Source organism: Streptomyces orinoci (assembly GCF_003121295.1).
In the GTDB taxonomy this organism is placed as follows: Bacteria; Actinomycetota; Actinomycetes; order Streptomycetales; family Streptomycetaceae; genus Streptomyces; species Streptomyces orinoci.
In genome coordinates, this window is record NZ_PHNC01000031.1 from 104,783 (window position 1) to 125,190 (window position 20,408).

The 20,408-nt window shown below is 71.5% G+C and carries 20 protein-coding genes; 5 read left to right on the plus strand and 15 right to left on the minus strand.

Annotated elements, in window-relative coordinates; translation table 11 throughout:
• Positions 1 to 58 precede the first annotated feature (58 nt).
• The 7 genes from CV755_RS22470 to CV755_RS22500 all read right to left on the minus strand — a co-directional run bounded on the left by CV755_RS22470 (position 59) and on the right by CV755_RS22500 (position 6,627).
• Positions 59 to 1,534 (minus strand): DHA2 family efflux MFS transporter permease subunit, encoded by a 1,476-nt coding sequence (locus CV755_RS22470; protein ID WP_241561356.1) that lies wholly within the window; start codon positions 1,532 to 1,534, stop codon positions 59 to 61.
• Positions 1,535 to 1,624: 90 nt separating this feature from the next.
• Complete coding sequence (gene fbaA, locus CV755_RS22475) at positions 1,625 to 2,647, minus strand: class II fructose-bisphosphate aldolase (protein WP_109282105.1); 1,023 nt, start codon at positions 2,645 to 2,647, stop codon at positions 1,625 to 1,627.
• A gap of 230 nt (positions 2,648 to 2,877) precedes the next feature.
• Complete coding sequence (pyrE, locus tag CV755_RS22480; RefSeq protein ID WP_109282106.1) at positions 2,878 to 3,417, minus strand: orotate phosphoribosyltransferase; 540 nt, start codon at positions 3,415 to 3,417, stop codon at positions 2,878 to 2,880.
• A 10-nt stretch (positions 3,418 to 3,427) separates the two neighbouring features.
• Positions 3,428 to 4,219 (minus strand): aldose epimerase family protein, encoded by a 792-nt coding sequence (locus CV755_RS22485; RefSeq protein WP_109282107.1) that lies wholly within the window; start codon positions 4,217 to 4,219, stop codon positions 3,428 to 3,430.
• A gap of 166 nt (positions 4,220 to 4,385) precedes the next feature.
• Entirely contained in the window at positions 4,386 to 5,219 is an 834-nt protein-coding gene (locus tag CV755_RS22490; protein ID WP_109282108.1) for an SRPBCC family protein, read from the minus strand.
• A gap of 87 nt (positions 5,220 to 5,306) precedes the next feature.
• Positions 5,307 to 5,957 carry an NAD(P)-dependent oxidoreductase gene (locus CV755_RS22495; RefSeq protein ID WP_109282109.1) on the minus strand — a complete coding sequence of 217 codons (651 nt, stop codon included), beginning with the start codon at positions 5,955 to 5,957 and terminating at the stop codon, positions 5,307 to 5,309.
• 31 nt (positions 5,958 to 5,988) lie between these two features.
• Positions 5,989 to 6,627 (minus strand): DsbA family protein, encoded by a 639-nt coding sequence (locus CV755_RS22500; protein ID WP_109282110.1) that lies wholly within the window; start codon positions 6,625 to 6,627, stop codon positions 5,989 to 5,991.
• 98 nt (positions 6,628 to 6,725) lie between these two features.
• Between CV755_RS22500 and CV755_RS22505 the strand changes: the two genes are divergently transcribed.
• Positions 6,726 to 7,616: an AraC family transcriptional regulator gene (locus tag CV755_RS22505; protein WP_109282111.1), complete on the plus strand. Its 891-nt coding sequence runs from the start codon at positions 6,726 to 6,728 to the stop codon at positions 7,614 to 7,616.
• On the opposite strand, the gene CV755_RS22510 is transcribed toward CV755_RS22505, so the two are convergent.
• From CV755_RS22510 to CV755_RS22520, 3 genes are all read right to left on the minus strand, one after another.
• A complete protein-coding gene (locus tag CV755_RS22510) occupies positions 7,610 to 9,154 on the minus strand; it encodes a polyamine aminopropyltransferase (RefSeq protein WP_109282112.1) in 1,545 nt (514 codons plus the stop codon). The genes CV755_RS22505 and CV755_RS22510 overlap by 7 nt on opposite strands.
• Positions 9,155 to 9,213: 59 nt before the next feature.
• Positions 9,214 to 9,771: a DUF2617 family protein gene (locus CV755_RS22515; protein WP_109282113.1), complete on the minus strand. Its 558-nt coding sequence runs from the start codon at positions 9,769 to 9,771 to the stop codon at positions 9,214 to 9,216.
• A gap of 344 nt (positions 9,772 to 10,115) precedes the next feature.
• Entirely contained in the window at positions 10,116 to 11,285 is a 1,170-nt protein-coding gene (locus CV755_RS22520; RefSeq protein ID WP_109282114.1) for an aminotransferase class I/II-fold pyridoxal phosphate-dependent enzyme, read from the minus strand.
• 496 nt (positions 11,286 to 11,781) lie between these two features.
• Here CV755_RS22520 and CV755_RS22525 point away from each other — a divergent pair, with 496 nt between their 5' ends.
• Positions 11,782 to 12,984: a hypothetical protein gene (locus CV755_RS22525; protein WP_193553459.1), complete on the plus strand. Its 1,203-nt coding sequence runs from the start codon at positions 11,782 to 11,784 to the stop codon at positions 12,982 to 12,984.
• 19 nt (positions 12,985 to 13,003) lie between these two features.
• Here the strand turns inward: CV755_RS22525 and CV755_RS22530 are convergent, their stop codons facing one another.
• Together CV755_RS22530 and clpB are read right to left on the minus strand one after the other, a co-directional pair.
• Positions 13,004 to 13,537, minus strand: a complete 534-nt coding sequence (locus CV755_RS22530; RefSeq protein WP_109282115.1) for a YbjN domain-containing protein — start codon at positions 13,535 to 13,537, stop codon at positions 13,004 to 13,006.
• A gap of 78 nt (positions 13,538 to 13,615) precedes the next feature.
• Complete coding sequence (gene clpB, locus CV755_RS22535; RefSeq protein WP_109282116.1) at positions 13,616 to 16,258, minus strand: ATP-dependent chaperone ClpB; 2,643 nt, start codon at positions 16,256 to 16,258, stop codon at positions 13,616 to 13,618.
• A 209-nt stretch (positions 16,259 to 16,467) separates the two neighbouring features.
• Between clpB and CV755_RS22540 the strand changes: the two genes are divergently transcribed.
• The 3 genes from CV755_RS22540 to CV755_RS22550 are packed head-to-tail and all read left to right on the plus strand — an operon-like array spanning position 16,468 to position 18,012.
• Positions 16,468 to 17,055 (plus strand): Uma2 family endonuclease, encoded by a 588-nt coding sequence (locus tag CV755_RS22540; protein ID WP_109282117.1) that lies wholly within the window; start codon positions 16,468 to 16,470, stop codon positions 17,053 to 17,055.
• 29 nt (positions 17,056 to 17,084) lie between these two features.
• Positions 17,085 to 17,501, plus strand: a complete 417-nt coding sequence (locus CV755_RS22545; RefSeq protein ID WP_109282118.1) for a pyridoxamine 5'-phosphate oxidase family protein — start codon at positions 17,085 to 17,087, stop codon at positions 17,499 to 17,501.
• 40 nt (positions 17,502 to 17,541) lie between these two features.
• Positions 17,542 to 18,012 (plus strand): hypothetical protein, encoded by a 471-nt coding sequence (locus CV755_RS22550; protein ID WP_193553460.1) that lies wholly within the window; start codon positions 17,542 to 17,544, stop codon positions 18,010 to 18,012.
• Between the two features lie 55 nt (positions 18,013 to 18,067).
• Here CV755_RS22550 and CV755_RS22555 read toward each other — a convergent pair whose 3' ends face one another.
• The 3 genes from CV755_RS22555 to CV755_RS22565 all read right to left on the minus strand — a co-directional run bounded on the left by CV755_RS22555 (position 18,068) and on the right by CV755_RS22565 (position 20,404).
• The gene (locus CV755_RS22555; RefSeq protein ID WP_241561357.1) at positions 18,068 to 18,520 is read right to left on the minus strand and encodes a nuclear transport factor 2 family protein; all 453 of its coding nucleotides are present in this window, start codon (positions 18,518 to 18,520) and stop codon (positions 18,068 to 18,070) included.
• A gap of 64 nt (positions 18,521 to 18,584) precedes the next feature.
• Positions 18,585 to 19,706, minus strand: a complete 1,122-nt coding sequence (locus CV755_RS22560) for a hypothetical protein (RefSeq protein WP_109282121.1) — start codon at positions 19,704 to 19,706, stop codon at positions 18,585 to 18,587.
• Positions 19,707 to 19,942: 236 nt separating this feature from the next.
• The gene (locus tag CV755_RS22565) at positions 19,943 to 20,404 is read right to left on the minus strand and encodes a heat shock protein transcriptional repressor HspR (protein WP_109282122.1); all 462 of its coding nucleotides are present in this window, start codon (positions 20,402 to 20,404) and stop codon (positions 19,943 to 19,945) included.
• Positions 20,405 to 20,408 lie beyond the last annotated feature (4 nt).

Below are 20,408 nucleotides of genomic sequence, written 5' to 3' on the forward strand. Positions count from 1 at the left end.
AGGGTTCGTTCGGTGAACGGCCGCCCGGGGGCGTTGTCCACCGGGCCAGGACCCCGCCTCATGGGTCCCCCGGATCCAGCGGTGGCGCGCTCACCCCGCAGTGGTACTCGGCCTCCGGGTGGCAGGCCGCGCCGCGCGGGGACCGGATGGTGAACCAGGCGAGGGCGGAGCCCAGGACCAGCAGGCCCGCGCAGTAGATCATCGCCAGCCGGAAGCCGCTGCCGAACGCCGCCGGGTCGCGGTAGGAGCTCTCGCCCAGCCCGGCGGCCAGCGGCAGCGCGGCCACCGCCACCAGGCCCGCCGCCCGCGCGGCGGCGTTGTTGATGCCGCTGGCGATCCCGGCCCGGGAGACCTCCACCGAGGCCAGCACGGTGGCGGTGAGCGGGGCCACCAGGGTCACCATGCCCAGGCCCAGCACCAGCAGCCCGGGCAGGACGTCCCGCCAGTACACCGCTCCGGCGCCCACCCGGGCCATCAGCAGCATGCCGACGGCACACAGCAGCGGGCCCACGGTCAGCGGCAGCCGGGGACCGGTCAGCTGCCCCAGCCGTCCGGACCGGCTGGACAGCAGCAGCATCAGCACCGTGGTGGGCAGCAGCGCGGTACCGGCGGCCAGCGCCGACCAGCCGGAGACGATCTGCAGTTGCAGCACCGAGAGGAAGAAGAAGCCGCTGAAGGCCGCGTAGACGCACACGGTCACCGCGTTGACCGCGGAGAACACCCGGATCCTGAAGAGCGCGGGCGGCAGCATGGGGTCCGTCCGCCGCCCCTCCAGCCGGACGAAGACCACCCCCAGCAGCACTCCGGCCACCGCCGGGACCAGCACCCGTGGGGAGAGACCGGCGGCGGGGGCGGCGATCAGCGCATAGGTCACCAGGCCCAGGGCCAGCGCCCCCAGCACCGCGCCGGGTAGGTCGAAGCGGCCGTGCGCGGCCGGGTCCCTGGTCTCCGGTACCTGGCGCAGGGCCACCGGGACGCAGACCGCGGCCACCGGCAGGTTGATCAGGAACACCCAGCGCCAGCCCGGCCCGTCCACCAGCCAGCCGCCCAGAAAGGGGCCGACCGCGGTGGCCACCCCGCCCAGTCCGGACCAGGCACCCACCGCGGCCGCCCGGTCGTCCGGGTGGAAGACGGACTGGATCAGGGCCAGCGAGCCGGGGGTGAGCAGGGCGCCGCCCACCCCCTGCAGTGCCCGCGCGGTGATCAGCACCCCGGCGCTGGGAGCCACCCCGCACAGCAGCGAGGCCAGCGCGAACCACACCACGCCCACCACGAACACCCGCCGCCGGCCATAGCGGTCGCCCAGCGCACCGCCGAGCAGGATCAGCCCGGCCAGGGTGAGCATGTAGGCGTTGACGGTCCACTGGAGCACCGCCAGCCCGGCACCCAGGTCCCGGCCGATATGCGGCAGGGCCACATTGACCACGGTGCTGTCCAGCATGGCCATGCCGGAGCCGAGCACCGCGGTCAGCAGGACATACCGGCCGGTGGGCGTGCGCAGGCGTACGGCGGCTTCGCCGGCGGTTCGGCTCATGCCCCGATGGTCCCCCGGCGGGCGGGTGACGGCCATGCGAGAGGCCCGGCACCGCGAACGGTGCCGGGCCTCAGCCGTGTGTGTGGGGGGCTACTTCAGCTTGGTGCCGGTGGAGCGCAGGTCGGCGCAGGCGCGGGTGACGCGCTCGGCCATGCCGGCCTCGGCCAGCTTGCCCCAGCTGCGCGGGTCGTAGGTCTTCTTGTTGCCGACCTCGCCATCGACCTTCAGCACACCGTCGTAGTTGCGGAACATGTGGTCCGCGACCGGGCGGGTGAAGGCGTACTGGGTGTCGGTGTCCAGGTTCATCTTCACCACGCCGTTCTCCAGCGCGGTGCGGATCTCCTCCTCGGTGGAGCCGGAGCCGCCGTGGAAGACGAAGTCAAAGGGGTCGGCCTTGCCGAAGCGGGCGGCCACGCCCTCCTGGAGGTCCTTGAGCAGCTCGGGACGGAGCACCACATTGCCCGGCTTGTAGACGCCGTGGACATTGCCGAAGGAGGCGGCCAGCAGGTAGCGGCCCTTCTCGCCCAGGCCCAGGGCCTCGGCGGTGCGCATGGCGTCCTCGACGGTGGTGTACAGCTCGTCGTTGATCTCGTGGCTGACGCCGTCCTCCTCACCGCCGGTGGGGGTGATCTCCACCTCCAGGATGATCCGGGCGGCGGCGGCCTTGGCCAGCAGCTCCTGGCCGATGGCCAGGTTGTCGGCGAGGGTCTCGGCCGAGCCATCCCACATGTGGGACTGGAACAGCGGGTTCTCGCCCCGGGCGACGCGCTCCGCGGAGATCTCCAGCAGCGGACGGACATAGCCGTCCAGCTTGTCCTTGGGGCAGTGGTCGGTGTGCAGGGCGATGTTCACCGGGTACTTCTTGGCGACCACATGCGCGAACTCGGCCAGGCCGACCGCGCCGGAGACCATGTCCTTGTTGTACTGGCCGCCCAGGAACTCCGCGCCACCGGTGGAGATCTGGATGATGCCGTCGCTCTCCGCCTCGGCGAAGCCGCGCAGGGCGGCGTGCAGAGTCTGGGTCGAGGTCACGTTGATGGCCGGGTAGGCGAACTTGCCTGCCTTCGCCCGGTCGAGCATCTCGTTGTAGACCTCGGGGGTTGCGATGGGCATTGTCCGCTCCTTGTGATGTACGCGGTGACTTCTTTGCCTGAAAGGGGGCGTTGCCTAGGCGTTGCCTAAAGGGGGGCGACGGTCATCGTCGGACCCATCTTCCCAGACTCACCGAATTGCTCCACAGGTGGACTGTTCGACTCTGGGGCGGGGCGGCCGGGCGGGGTGGGGTTTCCAAGGTCTCCGAGGTTTCACGTGAAACCTCGGAAGACCTTGGGACCCCGCGGCGTTCAGGACAGGCCGAGGTCGTCCAGGCCGTATGCGCTGATGTAGCGCAGCCCGGCGTCTGCGATGGCCTGGGCGGCGCCGCGGTCCACGATGGTGGCCACCGCCACCACCTCGGCGCCGGCTTCCCGGGCCGCCTCCACGGCGGTGAGCGGGGAGCCGCCGGTGGTGGAGGTGTCCTCGACCACCAGCACCCGGCGGCCCTTGATGTCCGGGCCCTCGATACGGCGCTGCATGCCATGCGTCTTCTGGGCCTTGCGGACCACAAAGGCGTCCAGCTCCCGGCCCCGCGCGGCGGCCGCGTGCAGCATCGAGGCGGCGACCGGGTCGGCGCCCAGGGTGAGGCCGCCGACCGCGTCGTACTCCAGGTCCGCGGTGGCGTCCAGCATCACCTGGCCGACCAGCGGGGCGGCCTGGGCGTCCAGGGTGATCCGGCGCAGGTCGATGTAGTAGTCGGCCTCCTTGCCGGAGGAGAGGGTCACCTTGCCGTGGATCACGGCCTTGTCCTTGATCTGCTGAAGCAGGGCGTCACGCGCGTCGGTCATGCCGATGAGCTTAGGCGAGGGTGCGCCAGGTGAAGGTGGTGCTGATTTCCAGCGGATCGATGGGCGTCACCAGGCGGGGGTGGGTGTTCAGCCCGTTCGGCGGGCCGGACTGGGGCTCCACACAGACCGCCGCCTCCTGCTCGTCATAGATCACCACCCACTCGGTGCGGCTGCTGACGGTCAGCTCCAGGGCGTCCGGCCAGGTGAGGGTCACCTTGACTCCCTCGGGCATGCCGAAGCAGTCGTCCCAGGGGCCGGGCCGGGGCTCGATGCGGCGGCCGGTGGGGATGTGGTCCTCGCCGCGCTCCTCCTGCCAGGCGGCGGAGAAGCCGAGCCGTACGTCCCCGCCGGTGCCGAGGTTCCTCAGGAACCAGGGGTGCCAGCCGGCCTGGGCGGGGAAGGAGTCGGCGGTGGCCTCCACCCCCATGGCGAGGGTGAGGGAATCCTCGGTCAGCTCCACCGTCTGGGTGACCCGGCCGGGGTACGGCCAGGGTTCGGCGAGGTCATAGGTGAACACCGCGGAGGTGTCATCCGCCTTGACGGTGCGCCAGGAGGTGTCGCGGCCGGTGCCATGGATGGCGTGCGGGGGGTGGTTGACGGGGAGCTGGTGGACCTGGTCGCCGGTGCGGAAGCGGGCGTAGGCGGTACGGCCGCACCAGGGGACCATGGGGAAGCAGCCGTACTTGTCTCCTTGCCGCAGGAGCTCGGTGCCGTGGATCTTCAGGCTGGTCAGGGTGCCGCCGTGGCGGTCCACAGCGACTTCGGCGGGGCCGGCGGTCAGCCGGGTGATGTCATTGCTCACGGTCCGACCATAGGTTCCCGCCGCCGGGCGGCAACCCGCAGACGCCAACGGCGGGCCGTCCCCACAGGCGAGCTCACCATTCCGGTTCCGGCCACGGGTGGTGCGCAGGTGGGAGCCAAACGCCCCGCAGGGGCGTGCCCACCCACCGGCGGACGGCCGGAAACGCTCAGCGGCGCCGCCGCAGCACCCGCCCCACCACCACCGCGGATGCGAGCAGCACCGCGGCCGGCGCGGCCCACCGCAGCGCCGCCCGCCCGGTCACCGTCTCCGGCGCCGGAACCGGCGCATAGCGCCCCCTCGGCGGAGCGTGATCGACCTCCTCCGCGGAGCGCCCGATCATCGTCCGCCGGGCATGCGCCGCCTCGGCCGGCGGCTCCTCCTCGCCGAGCAACGCCTCCTCCACCGCCTCGGTGTCGATGGCATCGACGTCCGCCTCCAGCCCGTCCGCCGTCACCGGCTCCGGGCCGGAAATCTCCGGACCGGAAAGCTCGGAGCCGGGGAGCCCGGAACCGGGGAGCTCGGCACCGGAGACCTCCGGAACCTCCCCGCGCAGCTCCTCCGCCAGCGCCGCGCCGAACCGGTCCAGCAGCCGCCGCGCCACCCCCTGCACCGTCTTCTCGTCGAACTCGGCCAGCCGCCCCGCGCTGTCCACCGAGCCGGTGCAGGCCAGCCGGGTCCCGCCCGGCACCGGCTCCGCCTCCGCGCGCAGCACCAGCGTCACCGTGGCCGCGCCCCGCGCCTCGGTGCCCTCGCCGGACAGCTCATAGCGCCCGTCCCGCTCCGTCAGCCGCAGCTCGCCCCGGTAGGTGATGGTGGAACCGCCGATGCGCACCCGCAGCCGCCCGGCCAGCGCGCCGCCGTGCTCACCCGCATCGCCCGCGTCCCCCGGTTCACCGGCGTCCTGCTGCAGCCCGGGTACGCACCTGGCCACCCGCCCGGGATCGGAGAGCACCCGCCGTACGGCCTCGACGGGAAACGGAACGAACACCTCATGCTCCATGGCAAGCGAGCCTAATTCCTTTGCCTGCGTCACGGGGACCCCCGGGTGGGCATCCATGAGGTCCGGGCACCTGGCTCGGTACCTGCCTCAGTAGCCGACCGTGAACCGCTCCCCCAGGTGCTCCGCCTTCTCCACCTCGTCGAGGAGGGCGACCGCGAAGTCCTCGGCGGAGATCCGGCTGTTGCCCTCCGCGTCCACCACCAGGTCGTCCAGGGCGGTGCGGTAGGTACCGGTGCGCTCGCCCGGTTCGATCAGCGCGGCGGGGCTGAGGTTGGTCCAGCGGACGTCCCGGACCGTGCGGTAGTAGTCCAGCGCGTCCCCATGGGCGTGCATGATCTGGAGCAGGAACTCCGGGATGCCCTCGCCGTCCCATACCAGCGTCCCGTCCGGCTTGCGCAGTGATCCGGCGCCGCCCACGGCGATCAGCCGGGGCGCGGTCTCGCCCAGGGAACGCAGCGCCTGCACCAGGGACTTGGCGGCCGGGGCGATGGTGGCCTGGTGGCCGGGGCCGCCTCCGCCGCCGACCGCGCTGATCACCACGTCCTGGCCCTTGGCCACGGCCGCCACCGAGTCCGGGTCCAGGACATCACCGGTGACCACGGTCAGCGCCGGATGCCGCTCGGTGAAGTCAGCGGGGTTACGGACCACCGCCGTCACCTGGTGGCCGCGGTCCAGCGCCTCACGCAGGATCCGGCTGCCGATGGTTCCGCGGGCGCCAAAGAGTGCGATCTTGGCCATGGGGGTTTCCTCCGTTGTCCATTGCTTTGCGTCAGTTGTCATGCTCGTCCAGCGCCCGGCTGAGCGCTCGCGCTGAGGTGGTGGGGCCGCCCAGCCGCCGCACCCCGCCATCGGGGGTATGCAGCAGCAAAGTCGGGAAGGCGTCCACGCCCAGCCGCCGGACCTCCCGGAAGCCCTCCAGCGCCGTCCGGCGGCTGTCCGGGCCGGTGTACGCGGCCACCGCGGCCGCCCCGTCCAGGCCGGCGGCCAGAGCCACCGAACGCACCGTTTCCGGGTCGGAAAGGCTGCGGCCGTCCAGATACCAGGCCCGCTGCAGCGCGCCCGCCAGCTCCAGGGCCCGGTCGGGGGCCTGCTGGGCCAGTGCCACCAGGGCGGTGGCGGCGGCGGCCGAGTCCAGGACCGAGCCGCCCTCGGCGAGGGCGGCGGCATAGCCCTCGCCGAAGACCGCGCCGGTCAGCTCGGCGATCCGGGCGTCGGCGGCCGGGATATAGGGGTAGGCCGAGACCGGCTTGGCCGAGGGCCCGGTGAACAAACCGCCGCCGAGCACCCTCAGCTCCAGCCGGTCGGCGTTCGCCTCCGCGAACTCGCGGACGGTGGGGCCAAAGCCGTAGCACCAGCCGCAGTAGGCGTCGAAGGCATAGGTGACCCGGTGCCGTGGTGGTTGTGCCATCTCTTTCACCAAAATCGTTGCTTGTAGAACCACTGTTGTCGGTGACGTCCACGCTAGGCGGGCCGCACCACCCCGACCAGGTATGCCGAGGTCTGCTCATGGTGAAAAAGCGACACATCCCCAGCGAGGTCATCGAGCTCAGCTATCAGGCCCCGCCCGGCACCCCGGCCGGGGTGGAGGTGATGAGCCTGGCCGAGCTGCGCACCCGGGCCCCCGAGGGCCTGCTGCCCCGGCCCCAGCGGCTGGACTTCCACCAGCTCCTGGCCGTGGACTCCGGCGCCGCCACCCACACGGTGGACTTCACCGGCTACTGGCTGACCGAGGGCTCACTGCTGTGGGTACGGCCCGGCCAGGTCCAGCAGTTCGGCGAGGTCGCCGCCATGGAGGGCACGGTGCTGCTGTTCCAGCCGGGTTTTCTGCCGCCCGGCAACACCGTGGCGGCCCTCGCCGACGACCCCTTCGGCCCGGTGCTGCACCAGCCGGCCGGGACCGACCGGACGGCGGTCTTCCAGGCGGTACGGCATCTGGCCGCCGAGTTCGCCGCCACCGGCCTGCCCGCCGAGGCGCACACCGAGATCCTGCGCCATCTGCTGTCCGTACTGCTGCTGCGGCTGGCCCACCCCGGCACCCCGGCCGGCAGCAGCGTCCCCGCCCCCGGCGATGCCTTTTTGCGCTTCCGGGCCGCGGTGGAGCGGGACTTCGCCACCAGCCACCGGGTCGCCGACTACGCCCGGCGGCTGGGCTATTCACCGCGCACCCTCTCCCGCGCCACGCTGGCCGCGGCCGGGGTGGGCGCCAAGGAGTTCCTCGACCGGCGGGTGATGCTGGAGGCCAAGCGCCTGCTGGCACACAGCGATCTGCCCGCGGTGCGGATCGGCGAACGGCTGGGCTTCGCGGACGCCGCCAACTTCGCCAAGTTCTTCCAGCTGCGCGCGGGGGTCTCACCCGGCGCCTTCCGCGACTCCCTGGGCAGCGGCGGTGCTCAGTAGCGCGGATGCATCAGCGTCGAGGGCAACAGCCCGTCCTCGCGGGTGAGTTCGGCGGCATGCACGGCGGAGGCCAGGGCCTGGGGCGTCAATGTCCTTGGCACCGGCCCGCCTTGGGGCAGGCGGGGCACAACGGGCGTACGGGACGCCAGCAGCAGCCCCCAGTCCGGCCGGTGGCCCCCGTCCGGCTCCGGCCGCACCTGGTAGGGCAGCGTGTACAGCCCCACCGAGCGCACCGTGGCATCCACCGTCCAGAAGGTATGCGGCTGCTCCGAGAGCTCACCGGCGTGCACCGCCAGCCGTCCTCCGGGGGCGAGTTGACGGGTGACCAGACCGTAGAACTCCTGGGAGTAGAGCTTGACGCCCACCGCGCCCCGGGGGTCGGGCAGATCGCAGATCACCACATCGAACGGCGCGGACGGCGCCGGGTGGCCGCGCAGCCAGTTGAAGAGCCAGGCGGAGTCCACCGTCACCCGGCGGTCCCGGAAGGCCCCGTCGTTGAGGGCGGCCAGCCCCGGGTCGGAGCGGGCCAGGCGCACCACCTCGGCATCGGGCTCCACCATGGTCACCGACGCCACATCCGGATATCGCAGCACCTCACGCAGCGCCAGCCCGTCGCCGCCGCCCAGCAGCAGCACCCGGCGGTGCGGTCCGGCCATGGCGGGGTGCACCAGCGCCTGGGGGTAGCGCAGCGGGTCCCCGCCGCCGGCCCGTAGCCGCCCGTCCAGGAAGAGGGAGAGCGGCTTGCCGCCGGCCCCGCCGGTGACCACCACCTGCTGGCGGTCGGTCTGCACCACGATCCGGACATCCCCCCCGTACACCGCCCGCCGGGCGGCCCGTTCGAAGGGGGCGGTGAGCACCGAGCAGGCGGCCAGCGCCAACAGCACCAGGCAGTTGGCGGTCACCAGCACCCAGCGCGCCCGGGTGCTCAGATCGCGGCGGAACAGCCAGAGCACCAGCGCGCCCCCGGCCACCGCGTTGACCGCGCCGGTGACCAGCGCCCCGGTCAGCTGCCCCAGCACCGGCAGCAGCAGGAAGGGGAAGGCCAGCCCGCCGACCAGCGCCCCCACATAGTCGGCGGCGAACAGTTCGGCCACCGCCCCGCCCGCGTCCTGCCGCCGGATGCGCTGGATCAGCGTCATCAGCAGCGGCACCTCGGCCCCGATCAGCACCCCGATGGCCAGCGAGAACGCCACCAGAGCCGGCCGCATATGGCCGAACCAGGCGAAGCAGGCGTACAGCGCCATGGCGGAGAGCCCGCCCAGCAGTGCCAGCGCCACCTCGACCAGGGCGAAACCGGCGGCCGCGCGCCCGCGCAGCCATTTGGCGAGCAGGGAGCCGACGCCCATGGCGAAGACCATCACCGACAGCACCACGGATGCCTGGGTGACGGAGTCGCCGATCAGGGACGAGGCCAGGGCGACCAGTTCCAGCTCGTACACCAGCCCACAGGCGGCGCAGACGAAGACTGTGGTCAGCACGAGGAGGCGGCCGAGCCCGGCCGGTACGGGCAGTCGCGCGGATACCGGACGGTAGTTCATGCCGGAACGCTACGTCACGATCAGACAACGCCCTGTCACCCACAAGAGTTCAATCTGGCTCAGTCCATGGACAGTTGGGCGGCCGCCCGGCCCTCGGCGGGGGACAGCGCGCCGATCCGTACGCCCACCCGGGTGCGGGTGGCCACCAGCCGCCCCTCCTGGGGATAGGCGTGCCAGGTACGCCAGCTGACCTGGCCGTCCCGGCGCTGGGCGAGCAGCGCGGTGAAGGCGTGCGGGCTGCCGGGGAAGGTCCCGGCCAGGCCCTGGGGGTGCTCGGCCACCAGCGCCAGCAACTCCTGGGCGCGGCCGGCGAAGGAACAGCGGCTGAGGGTCTCCACCCGGGCCGCGAACTCGTACTCCCAGGCGCCCACCCGCTTGGCCACGCCCAGCGGCAGCGGGGTGCTGCTGCCGGGTATGCAGGCCACCGTCTCCGAGCAGACTCCGCTCTCCTCCTCCAGGAGCACCTGGTGCGAGGCGCCGAGCAGCCGCAACTGCACGGCGCAGCCGGGGAAGTTCAGGTCGAGCACGGCCAGTGCCGGCAGCGGCTCCCGGCCCAGACACCAGGCAAGATCCGCCGCCCGGGTATCGGTATAGCTGGTTTTGAGAGTGGTGAGCATGGGGTCGGCTCCGCGAGCGAGCAGTGGAGGGTGGCCGGCCCGCCCCGAGGAGGACCAGATCTTCGGGGGCGCCGGATCGATGCCCACAGTGGAGGCTCCAGGTTCCGCTTGCGGGATTTTTAAGGAATCCGGGTGGAACCCGGGTGTATTGGCCTCGGCACGTGGCCCCGAATGAGAGGGGTCCTGAATCTAGCGGCGCGCACGGCATTTTTACCCATCATCGGCGATTTTCCATCCGTGCGTGGGGCTCGCGGTTCAAACGTTCAACAAAAGTGCGCCCGGCGGGAGTTGAACTCCGCCGGGCGCATATGCGGCTCCGCATGAGCCAGTTGCATGAGCGCTGGTCAAGCGGCCTTCAGCAGCTTCTCCACGGCCTCGGCAATCGACTTCTCCGGCTTACAGAAAGAGAAGCGCACCAGTTGGGACGGGGTGCCCTGGCGCACATAGAAGGCGGCCGTGGGAATGGCCACCACCCCGGCGCGCAGCGGGAGTTCACGGCAAAATCGCACGCCGTCCCCATGCCCCCACGCGCTGATGTCCGCCTGCACGAAATACCCGGCGTCCGCGCGATAGGGACGCAACCCCGCACGCGCCAGTCCGGCGCTCAGCAGATCGCGGTTGTGCGCCAGTATCCGCCGCAACTCCGCGGCCCACTCCTCCACGCCCCCCAGCATCTTCGCCAACGGCCGCTGATAGGGCGCCCCGGAGGTGTAGGTGAGGAACTGCTTGGCCCCCGCCACCGCCGCCACCAGCGGGGCCGGGCCGCACACCCAGCCCACCTTCCAGCCGGTGACGCCAAAGGTCTTGCCCGCCGAGGAGATGGTCAGGGTGCGCTCGCGCATCCCCGGCAGCGCCGCGATGGTCCGGTGCTCCAGCCCGTCATAGACCAGGTGCTCATAGACCTCGTCCGTCACCACCGTCAGCCCGTGCTCGATGGCCACCTCGGCCACCACCGCCAGCTCCCCGGCGGTGAACACCTTGCCGGTGGGATTGTGCGGGGTGTTCAGCAGCAGCACCCGGGTACGGGGCGACACCGCCGCCCGCAACGCCCCCTCGTCCAGGACGAAACGGTCACCGTCCAGGGCCAGCGGAACCCCCACCAGGCGGGCCCCGGCGAACCGGGCCCCCGCCGGATAGGCGTCATAGCAGGGGTCGAAGGCCAGCACCTCGTCCCCCGGGTCGCACAGCCCCAGCAGCGCCCCGGCCAGCGCCTCGGTGGCACCGGTGGTCACCAGCACCTCGTCCTCCGGCCGGTACTCCAGGCCGTAACGCCGGGCCTGGTGCTCCGCCACCGCCCGGCGCAGCTCCAGACGGCCCCGGGCGGGCGGGTACTGGTTCTCCCCCGCCAGCACCTCCGCCGCCACATCCGCAAGCAGCCCCGGCGGGCTGGCCAGCTCCGGCACCCCCTGCCCCAGATTGACCGCCCCGGTGCGGCGGGCCAGCTCGGTCATCTCGGTGAACACCGAGGTGCCCACTCCGGTCACCCGCTGAGCGGGCCTGAATCCACCGTCCATCTCCGCTTCCTCCCCAGTCATCCGGCTCTCGGTCCGCTCACCCTAGGGCCTGGCCGACGACCACTGGGGGCGCCCCGTCAGGGGCGCGGGGAACTGCGCGACCAGCCCAAGCGGGCCCGCAGCCGAATGGCAACGCTCGTCGGCAGACTCGGTCTCGTTGCCGGGTGCGCCCCGGTGGACACAACCGGAGGCGCCCCCTCAGGCGCACGGGCCAGTCGCACCATGCGGCTCCACCGCGTGTGCGCGACCAGCCACAAACGACCCGCACACGAAACGCGACCCCGCATACGGAGCCCCGCGCGGGCGCACACCCCGCACGCGCCCCACCACCCCGCACTGAACGGGCGGACGCTGGGCAAATCCCTGACGGAATCCCGCAATCCACCGTGCGCCCGAGCGGGTGGAAGCCACACCCCCCACGGCGTTTACGCACCCGCCCGCCGAGCGCACGCCGCATGGTCGGTATACCGCCACCCTCGTACCGGAGGTGCCTCCTGTGTCAGCCGACACCGCCGTCCCCGTACGAACGCCGGAACCGCGGGGCAGCGCCCGCCGCCAGCCCCGCGCGGAGCGCATCCGCGAGGCACTGCGCCGGGCCACCCCGGCCCTCGGGCTCTACGCGGCGGCACGGCTGACCGGACTGGCCGCGATGGCCGCCTGGGCCTGGAGCATCGGCCGCCATCCGCGCAGTCTGCTGGGCCACTCCTGGGACGGCATCTGGTACGCCGGAATCGCCCGCAACGGCTATGGCCTGATCATCCCTTCCCCCACCACCCGTGGGGTGGTCTTCAACGACCTGGCCTTCTTCCCGCTCTACCCCGGCCTGGTGCACACCGTGGCCACCCTGCTGCCGGTCACCGTGGTCACCGCCGGGCTGCTGGTCTCCTGGAGCGCGGCCGGGGCCGCCGCCTGGGGCATCTACGCGGTGGGCGAGCGGCTGTACGGCCGCCGGACGGCCACCTGGCTGGTGCTGCTCTGGGGACTGCTGCCGCACGCCATCGTGCAGACCATGGGCTACACCGAGTCGCTGATGACCGCGCTGTGCGCCTGGTCGCTCTACGCCCTGCTCACCGGCCGCCGCCTGTGGGCCGGCGCGCTGGCCCTGCTGGCCGGGCTGTCCCGGCCCAACGCCATCGCGGTGGCCGCCGCGGTGGCCTGCGCCACCGTGCTCACCCTCTGCCGGGACCGCACCGCCCGCGCCGACTGGCGGGTGTGGGCCGGGGCCGCGCTGGCCCCGCTGGGCTGGGGCGGATATGTCCTCTGGGCGGGCTACCGCTCCGGCGGCGGGATGCTGGGCTACTTCCGGGTCCAGCGCCGCTGGGGCTCCCGCTTCGACTTCGGCGCCGACGCCCTGCGCTTTATCCGCCACCTCTTCGTGGGCCGGGACTACCTGGCGTACTACGGCTCACTGATCGTCCTGGTGGTGGCGCTGATCGCGCTGGCCTTCCTGATCCTGGAACGCCCGCCCGCCGCCCTGCTCTGCTACGTCCTGGTGCTCTGTGTCATCGCCCTGGGCGGCTCCAGCTACTTCGCCTCCAAGCCGCGCTTTCTGCTGCCCGCCTTCCCGCTGCTGATCCCGATGGCCCTGGGCATGGCAAGAGCCCGGCCGCGCACCGCCGTGGTGACGGTCGGCGCGCTGGCCGGGCTCTCCTTCGTCTACGGGACGTATCTGCTGACGATCGCCCGCATCCCGATGTGACCGCTCAGCTGAACGGACGTCACGCCTCGTCGTCCGGCTTGCCGTCCTCGCCCTCGATCTCGGCCTCCAGACCCAGCTGCTCAACCAGCCAGTTGTCGAACTCGATCGAGGCACGGACCCAGCTGACCGTGCTGGAGACAAAGTGCTCCAGGGAGACGCCGACACCGATCAGCATCTGGGCCTCACCGATCAGACGGACGGTGCCGTCGTCATTGGTGTGGGTGTAGACCTTGGGCCACAGGGTGCGGCGGTTCCAGTCGTCGATCGCCTCAAGGATCTTTCCCTTGTCCTCGATGGCGTGCGGCCGGTCGTAGAACGTCCGGACCGAGAAGACCTGCTGCTCCTCCTCACCACGGAACATGAAGTAGGTACGGAACTGCTCCCACGGCGCGGCGAGGTCGCCCTCGTCATCGACGAGGTACTTCAGCTCCATCTGCTCCAGAAGCTGCTTGACCAGGTCCTGGTCGGGGATGACGGGGCCGGTCGGGCCCGCCTCGGGCTGCGGCTCTGGCTGGCCCCCGAAATTCGGAATCGAGGACGGGTCGATGCTCACCGTGGACTTCCCTTCGTACGGATACCGCCATCCTCCCTCACACCCGCCCCCGCGATGCAACCCCTGGCGGGACCCGGCTCAGATCGCTTCCGCCACGGCGGCCGTCACCGACAGCCCCTCGCCCCCCTCCGGCACCCGGTCCACCCGGACGGTGTCGCCGTCCCGGACCTCCCCGGCCAGGATCGCCCTGGCCAGCCGGTCACCGATGGCCGTCTGCACCAGACGGCGCAGCGGACGGGCGCCATAGGTGAGGTCGGGCGCGGCGCCCTCGGCGTCCTGGCCCAGGGCGGCCAGCCAGCGCAGCGCCGCCTCGCTGACATCCAGGGTGAGCCGGCGGTCGGCCAGCCGCCGCTGGAGCTGGTCGATCTGGATCCGGGCAATCCGCTCCAACTGGGCGGTGCCCAGCGGGTGGAAGACCACGGTGTCATCCAGCCGGTTGAGGAACTCCGGGCGGAAGGAGGCCCGTACGGTCTCCAGCACCCGCTCCTTCTTCTGCTCCTCCTTCAGCAGGGGATCGACCAGGAAGGTGGAGCCCAGGTTGGAGGTCAGGATCAGAATGGTGTTGCGGAAGTCAACCGTCCGCCCCTGGCCGTCGGTGAGCCGTCCGTCGTCCAGCACCTGGAGCAGGATGTCAAAGGCCTCATGGTGCGCCTTCTCCACCTCGTCCAGCAGGATCACGCTGTACGGGCGCCGCCGCACCGCCTCGGTGAGCTGGCCGCCCTCCTCGTAGCCGACATAGCCGGGCGGGGCGCCCACCAGCCGGGCCACTGCGTGCTTCTCGCTGTACTCGCTCATATCGATACGGACCATGGCCCGCTCGTCGTCGAAGAGGAAGTCGGCCAGCGCCTTGGCCAGTTCGGTCTTGCCGACACCGGTGGGGCCCAGGAAGAGGAACGAACCGGTGGGCCGGTCGGGGTCGGCGATCCCGGCCCGGCTGCGGCGCACCGCGTCGGACACCGCCCGTACCGCCTCCTCCTGGCCGATCAGCCGCTTGCCGATCTCCTCCTCCATGCGCAGCAGCTTCTGGGTCTCGCCCTCCAGCAGCCGGCCGGCCGGGATGCCGGTCCAGGCGGCGACCACCTCGGCAATGTCGTCCGAGCCGACCTCCTCCTTGACCATCAGGTTCCTGGCCTCGGCCTCCTGCTCGGCGGCCGCCTCGGCCTGCGCCGCCTCCGCCAACTCCCGCTCCAGCGCCGGGATCTCGCCATAGAGCAGCTTGGAGGCGGTGTCGAAGTCGCCGTCCCGCTGGGCCCGTTCGGCCTGGCCGCGCAGATCGTCCAGACGCTCCTTGAGCTCACCCACCCGGTTGAGGGACTGCTTCTCCCGCTCCCAGCGCGCGGTGAGCCCGCGCAACTCCTCCTCCTTGTCGGCCAGATCGCGGCGCAGCTTGGCCAGCCGCTCCTGGCTCGCCGGATCCGACTCGTTGTTGAGGGCCAGCTCCTCCATCTTCAACCGGTCCACGGCACGCTGGAGTTCATCGATCTCCACCGGCGAGGAGTCGATCTCCATCCGCAGCCGGGAGGCCGCCTCGTCCACCAGGTCGATGGCCTTGTCGGGCAGGAAGCGGGAGGTGATGTAACGGTCGGACAGGGTGGCCGCGGCCACCAGCGCGGAGTCCGCGATCTGCACCTTGTGGTGCGCCTCGTAACGCCCCTTGAGGCCGCGCAGGATGGCGATGGTGTCCTCCACCGAGGGCTCGGCCACCAGCACCTGCTGGAAGCGGCGCTCCAGCGCCGGGTCCTTCTCGATCCGCTCGCGGTACTCGTCCAGGGTGGTGGCGCCGACCATGCGCAGCTCACCACGGGCCAGCATCGGCTTGAGCATATTGCCCGCGTCCATGGCGGAATCGCCGCCGGCACCGGCCCCGACGACTGTGTGCAGCTCGTCGATGAAGGTGATGATCTGGCCCTCGCTGGACTTGATCTCCGCCAGGACGGTCTTCAGCCGCTCCTCGAACTCGCCCCGGTACTTGGCACCGGCCACCATGGCGCCCAGGTCCAGCGCCACCAGCCGCTTGTTCTTCAGCGACTCGGGGACGTCACCCTTCACTATCCGCTGCGCCAGCCCCTCCACCACGGCGGTCTTGCCGACGCCCGGCTCGCCGATCAGCACCGGGTTGTTCTTGGTACGCCGCGACAGCACCTGCACCACCCGGCGGATCTCATGATCCCGCCCGATCACCGGGTCGAGCTTGCCGTCGCGGGCCGCGGCCGTGAAGTCCGTACCGAACTTCTCCAGCGCCTTGTAGGTGCCCTCCGGGTCCGGGGTGGTCACCCGCTGCCCGCCGCGCGCCTTCTCGAAGGCGGCCAGCAGCTTCCTGGCCGAGGCGCCCTGCTGCTCCAGCAGCTCGCCGGTACGGCCGCCGCGGGCCGCCAGGCCGATCAGCAGGTGCTCGGTGGAGACATACTCGTCCCCCAGCTCACGGGCCCGCTCGGCGGCGTCCGCGATCACCGCCAGCAGCTCCCGGCTGGGCTGCGGGGCGGCCACGGTGGAGCCCTGCGCACTGGGCAGCGCGGCCAGCTGCCGCTCGGCGCCGCCGCGCAGCGCGGCGGCGTCCGCCTCCACGGCGGCCAGCAGGTCCAGCAGATTCTCGTTCTCCTGGCCGGCGAGCAGCGCCAGCAGCAGATGGGCGGGCGTCATATCGGCGTGTCCGGCCGACACGGCCCGCTCCTGCGCGGCGGCCAGCGCCTCCCGGCTCTTGTTGGTCAGCTCGGCATCCACGGCTTGGGGCTCCTCCTCGTGCCTGGCCTGTTCTTCAGTGCTGTATTGCTTCCAGCAACATGCACTAAGTTGAGTCTATTCCACTCAAGGTTGGTTTGGGGAGTGCGGCTAGCAGGGTGCCGTCCCTCTTGCGAGTGAAGCGGCGGGAGGACGGTCCTGCCAGCGCGGCCCACCGGTAAGACTGGCTTCCGATCACAAGGGGGTGCAGCATGACGGCTATGACGGACGAGCGGCCGCGCACGCAGCAGGAAGAAGAAGCCCTCCTGGAGTTCTTCCTCGCCCTGGACCCCCCGGAGGGGATCAGGGTCGAGTTCATCGAGGGGGAGATTGTCGTGTCGCCGGCGCCGGATGGTGATCACGAGGACGCCATCGAATTGGTTCTCGCTCAGGTTTACGAGCACTCGAAGGTCCGTATGCAGTTCGCAGGCAACAAAGGGATCAAGCTGCCACGCGGCGGACGGTGCCCCAAGAACTACGCCATCCCGGACGCAACCTTCGCTCCTCGCGAGATGCGCCTCTACCGCGGTGCGCCGACATGGATGGAACCTGATGGCATCGCCATGGTCGTGGAGGTCACAAGCAGCAAGCCCGATGGTGACCGCATCGCCAAGCGGCACTGCTACGCCCGCGCGGGCCTTCCGCTCTACCTCCTCGTGGACCGCGATCAGGGCACGGTGACGCTCTTCAGCGATCCGACCGAAGCCGACTACAGCGAACTCCACACCGCCGACTTCGGCAAGCCAATCACTCTCCCCGAACCCTTCGCCTTCGACCTGGACACTTCCGACTTCCTCTGACTGCCAGACCCCCAACTACCCTGGCACCCATGGCCCACGACCTGCGCAACCTCCCGCCCGCCTACCTCACCTTCTGGCGTGAGCGGCACTTCCCCACCCTCACCACCCTCCGCCCCAACGGCACCCCGCATGTCGTGCCCGTCGGCGTCACCTTCGAGCCCGAGACCCGTACCGCCCGCGTCATCACCCGCAAGCACAGCCGCAAGGTGGCCAATGTCCTGGCCGCGGGCCCCGACGGCGCCCGGGTCGCGGTCTGCCAGGTCGCCCCCGGCGGCTCCTGGGCCACCCTCGAAGGAGTGGCCCGCGTACGCACCGAGCCGGAGGCCGTCGCCGACGCCGTCGCCCGCTACGCCGAGCGGTACGGCCGTACGCCCGCCCCCAACCCCGACCGGGTGCTGATCGAGATCACCGTCACCCGCGCCCTGGGCAGCGTCACCGCGCCCTGACCACCCGGCACTGTCAGACCCTCCCCCTAGCCTCGGCGCCATGACGACAACCGAGGACGCGACGATGGCCCGGATCCATGAGGCCATGACCCTGCACCGCGAGGGCGACCCCGCCGCCGCCCGGCAGCGCCTCACCGCCCTCTGGGAGGAGATCCACCCCGCCGGCGACCCCTTCCACCAGTGCGTCCTGGCCCACTACCTGGCGGACGTCCAGGACGACCCCGAGCAGGAACTCGCCTGGGACATACGTGCCTTGGCGGCCGCCGACTCCGTCACCGACGCCCGCGTCAAGGAACATGACTCCACCCTGGCGATCCGCGGCTTCTACCCCTCCCTCCATCTCAACCTGGCGGAGAGCCACCGCAGAACCGGCAACCTCACCGCGGCCCGCGAACATCTCGCCCTGGCCCGTGAGTTCGGCGACGCCCTCAACCAGGACGCCTACGGCGACGGCATCCGCGCGGCCCTCGACCGGCTGGCCGCCCGCCTGGACGAGCCCCCGGCCCCGTAGCAGCCACGGTGTGGCGGAGAACCGCCATTGACGCCCCGGCCGTCCACCACATCTCCTAGTCCGGCGCGTCCCCCGCCCCGAGCGCCGCCAGCAGTGCGGGCAGCCGCCCCAGGGCATGGAAGGTGCCCAGCGTGTCCATGTAGTCCAGGGCGTGCGTGATCAGACCGTCCCGCACCCGCAGGATCAACAGGCCGGTGATCTCAACCGGTTGGCCACCGTCCGCATGGGTGGCGGTGGCCTTCCACTGCCCGACGACCACCTCCGGGTCGGCCCCGTCGAAGACCACCACATCCCGAATGTCCCGCAGCCGCACCGGGCTGGCCCCCCAGGCCGCCCGGTACCCCTCCCGCACCGCCTCGCGCCCCTCATACCGCTCGGGCCACCCGGGCGTGAGGAAGGGGAACTCATGCACCGCGTCCGGGGCGTAGAGATCGGCGAGATCATCGGCGGACCAGGCCAGCATGGCCCGGTGATAGGCGGCGAGGACATCACGGGGGCTCGGCGGCATTACGCGCTCCATGTTCTTGAACCATTGATCGAATTCAGTCAACAGTACGCCGCCTCCGCCGAGTTCAGCCCGACACCCGTGCCGTGGGCTGCTCGCCCCGTCCCGCCTGGCGGGCCCGCTCGACAACGGTGGTGGCCAGCCGGGTCAGCATGGCGACGTCCGGGCCACCCGAGTCGCTCTGATAGCCGACCGCGCACACCACATTTCCGGCCCGCAGCATGATCTGCCCCGCCTTGCCGGAGCCGGCCGGCCGGGCCAGACCGGTGGACTGGTCGCCCACGGACGGCACTTGGAGCGCCGAGGTCCCCTGCTCGGCGGAGACGGCGGCGACCGCACTGCGGTACCCGCCGACCGCCGCTATCTCACCGGGGTAGGTGACGACCGAGAACATCGCCCGGGCGGACGAGGTGGTGCGGTAGACCGCGCCCGCCGCCCCGGTCGCCATCCGGCACATGCCCGAGGAGCGGTCCTCACAGCCGTCGGGTGGGGTGGTGGGCCCCATCTCGGTCGTCCAGCCGGAGGGCAGGCTCCGCAGGTCGGGAACGATCGCCATGGCCTGGCGGCCGGTCGCCCCGACATCCTGGCCGGACGCCTCGGGCATGACAGGGGGCGGGGCCAGCGGTGACGCGGCGTACGGAGTGCCGGTGACGCCCGGCATGGACGACATGGATGGCATGGACGGCAAGGACGAACTGGGCGCGGACTGCCCCGATTTGGAGTCGGCACTCTGCCGGTGAACGACCCAGTAGACACCGAAGGCAATCCCCAGAATCGCCACAAGTGCCGCGCCGGCCAACGCGAACCGCGTACCCCGGTTCGCCGGCGCGGGCGCCGCACCGATGCTGATGTGCCCCCTCATATTGTCGCCCACATGGATGGTCGTCCGGTCACCGCCGATCTGATCGCGGCCGGCGGTGGTGAAGGCGACCGCCCACCGCCGCTCCAGCTCCTGCCTGAAGGCGGGGTCGGCAGTCAGCACCGCGATCAGCAGGTCACGCATCCCCGCCACCGCCGCCGGGTCGGCGGGCGCCGCGTCAAGCCTGTTCAACGCGGCCCGGCCCTCGGCCAGCTGGCTCAGCCGCCCCCGTACGAGATCGGTCACCCCCTGCTTCAGCCCGTTCCCCGCCCCACTGACCAGCCCGGTGAGTAACTGCACCGCGAGATCAGCCAAGTTGTCCGCTTCCATGTGCGCCCCCTGCGCGCCTTTGACCTGTGGCCCAATAGGAGCACGCGCACCGGTGAACACGGAAGGTCTGCCGAACCGTGCGATGCACCACCCGCGTGCCCGCCGTCATCCCAACAGCACGCGCCACCACGGCCGTTCGGCACCTCTGACCACCCGTTCCGGCCCGGAGGGCGATCAACGGCAAGGCCCGCCGCCCCTGAAACCAGGGCGGCGGGCCTTGAGGGCAGAGGGACCGGTCAGCGCTCGCGGTCGCGTCTGGGGCGCCAGACGACCAGTGCGCTGGTCTGCTGGACGTCCTGGTACGGGACCAGGTCGCGCCGGTAGGAAGCGTGCACCTGGGCCTCGCGCTGCTGCATCGCCGCGGCCGCGCCGTCCACCACCGCCTGGAGCTCCGCGACGCGGGCGCTGAGGGCCGCGACCTGGTTCTCCAGCTCGATGATGCGCTTGATGCCGGCCAGGTTGATGCCCTCGTCCTGGCTCAACTGCTGCACCTGCCGCAGCAGTTCGATGTCCCGGGCCGAGTAGCGGCGGCCGCGTCCGGCCGTGCGGCCGGGCGAGACCAGGCCCAGACGGTCGTACTGCCGCAGGGTCTGCGGATGCAGGCCCGACAGCTGAGCCGCGACGGAGATGACGTACACCGGCGACTCGTCGGTGAGCTCGTAGGGATTACGTCGGCGGCCGTCGCCGGTCGCGGTCATGGGG

Bases quoted from the DNA above. Each gene is read 5' to 3' on its own strand.
- CV755_RS22505 (WP_109282111.1), top strand. From the start codon at position 6,726: ATGGTGAAAAAGCGACACATCCCCAGCGAGGTCATCGAGCTCAGCTAT.
- CV755_RS22545 (WP_109282118.1), top strand. From the start codon at position 17,085: ATGGCCCACGACCTGCGCAACCTCCCGCCCGCCTACCTCACCTTCTGG.
- CV755_RS22500 (WP_109282110.1), bottom strand. From the start codon at position 6,627: ATGGCACAACCACCACGGCACCGGGTCACCTATGCCTTCGACGCCTAC.
- CV755_RS22490 (WP_109282108.1), bottom strand. From the start codon at position 5,219: ATGGAGCATGAGGTGTTCGTTCCGTTTCCCGTCGAGGCCGTACGGCGG.
- CV755_RS22540 (WP_109282117.1), top strand. From the start codon at position 16,468: ATGACGGCTATGACGGACGAGCGGCCGCGCACGCAGCAGGAAGAAGAA.
- CV755_RS22470 (WP_241561356.1), bottom strand. From the start codon at position 1,534: ATGAGCCGAACCGCCGGCGAAGCCGCCGTACGCCTGCGCACGCCCACC.
- pyrE (WP_109282106.1), bottom strand. From the start codon at position 3,417: ATGACCGACGCGCGTGACGCCCTGCTTCAGCAGATCAAGGACAAGGCC.
- CV755_RS22520 (WP_109282114.1), bottom strand. From the start codon at position 11,285: ATGGACGGTGGATTCAGGCCCGCTCAGCGGGTGACCGGAGTGGGCACC.
- CV755_RS22550 (WP_193553460.1), top strand. From the start codon at position 17,542: ATGACGACAACCGAGGACGCGACGATGGCCCGGATCCATGAGGCCATG.
- CV755_RS22515 (WP_109282113.1), bottom strand. From the start codon at position 9,771: ATGCTCACCACTCTCAAAACCAGCTATACCGATACCCGGGCGGCGGAT.
- CV755_RS22555 (WP_241561357.1), bottom strand. From the start codon at position 18,520: ATGCCGCCGAGCCCCCGTGATGTCCTCGCCGCCTATCACCGGGCCATG.
- CV755_RS22510 (WP_109282112.1), bottom strand. From the start codon at position 9,154: ATGAACTACCGTCCGGTATCCGCGCGACTGCCCGTACCGGCCGGGCTC.
- CV755_RS22495 (WP_109282109.1), bottom strand. From the start codon at position 5,957: ATGGCCAAGATCGCACTCTTTGGCGCCCGCGGAACCATCGGCAGCCGG.
- CV755_RS22560 (WP_109282121.1), bottom strand. From the start codon at position 19,706: ATGGAAGCGGACAACTTGGCTGATCTCGCGGTGCAGTTACTCACCGGG.
- fbaA (WP_109282105.1), bottom strand. From the start codon at position 2,647: ATGCCCATCGCAACCCCCGAGGTCTACAACGAGATGCTCGACCGGGCG.
- CV755_RS22565 (WP_109282122.1), bottom strand. From the start codon at position 20,404: ATGACCGCGACCGGCGACGGCCGCCGACGTAATCCCTACGAGCTCACC.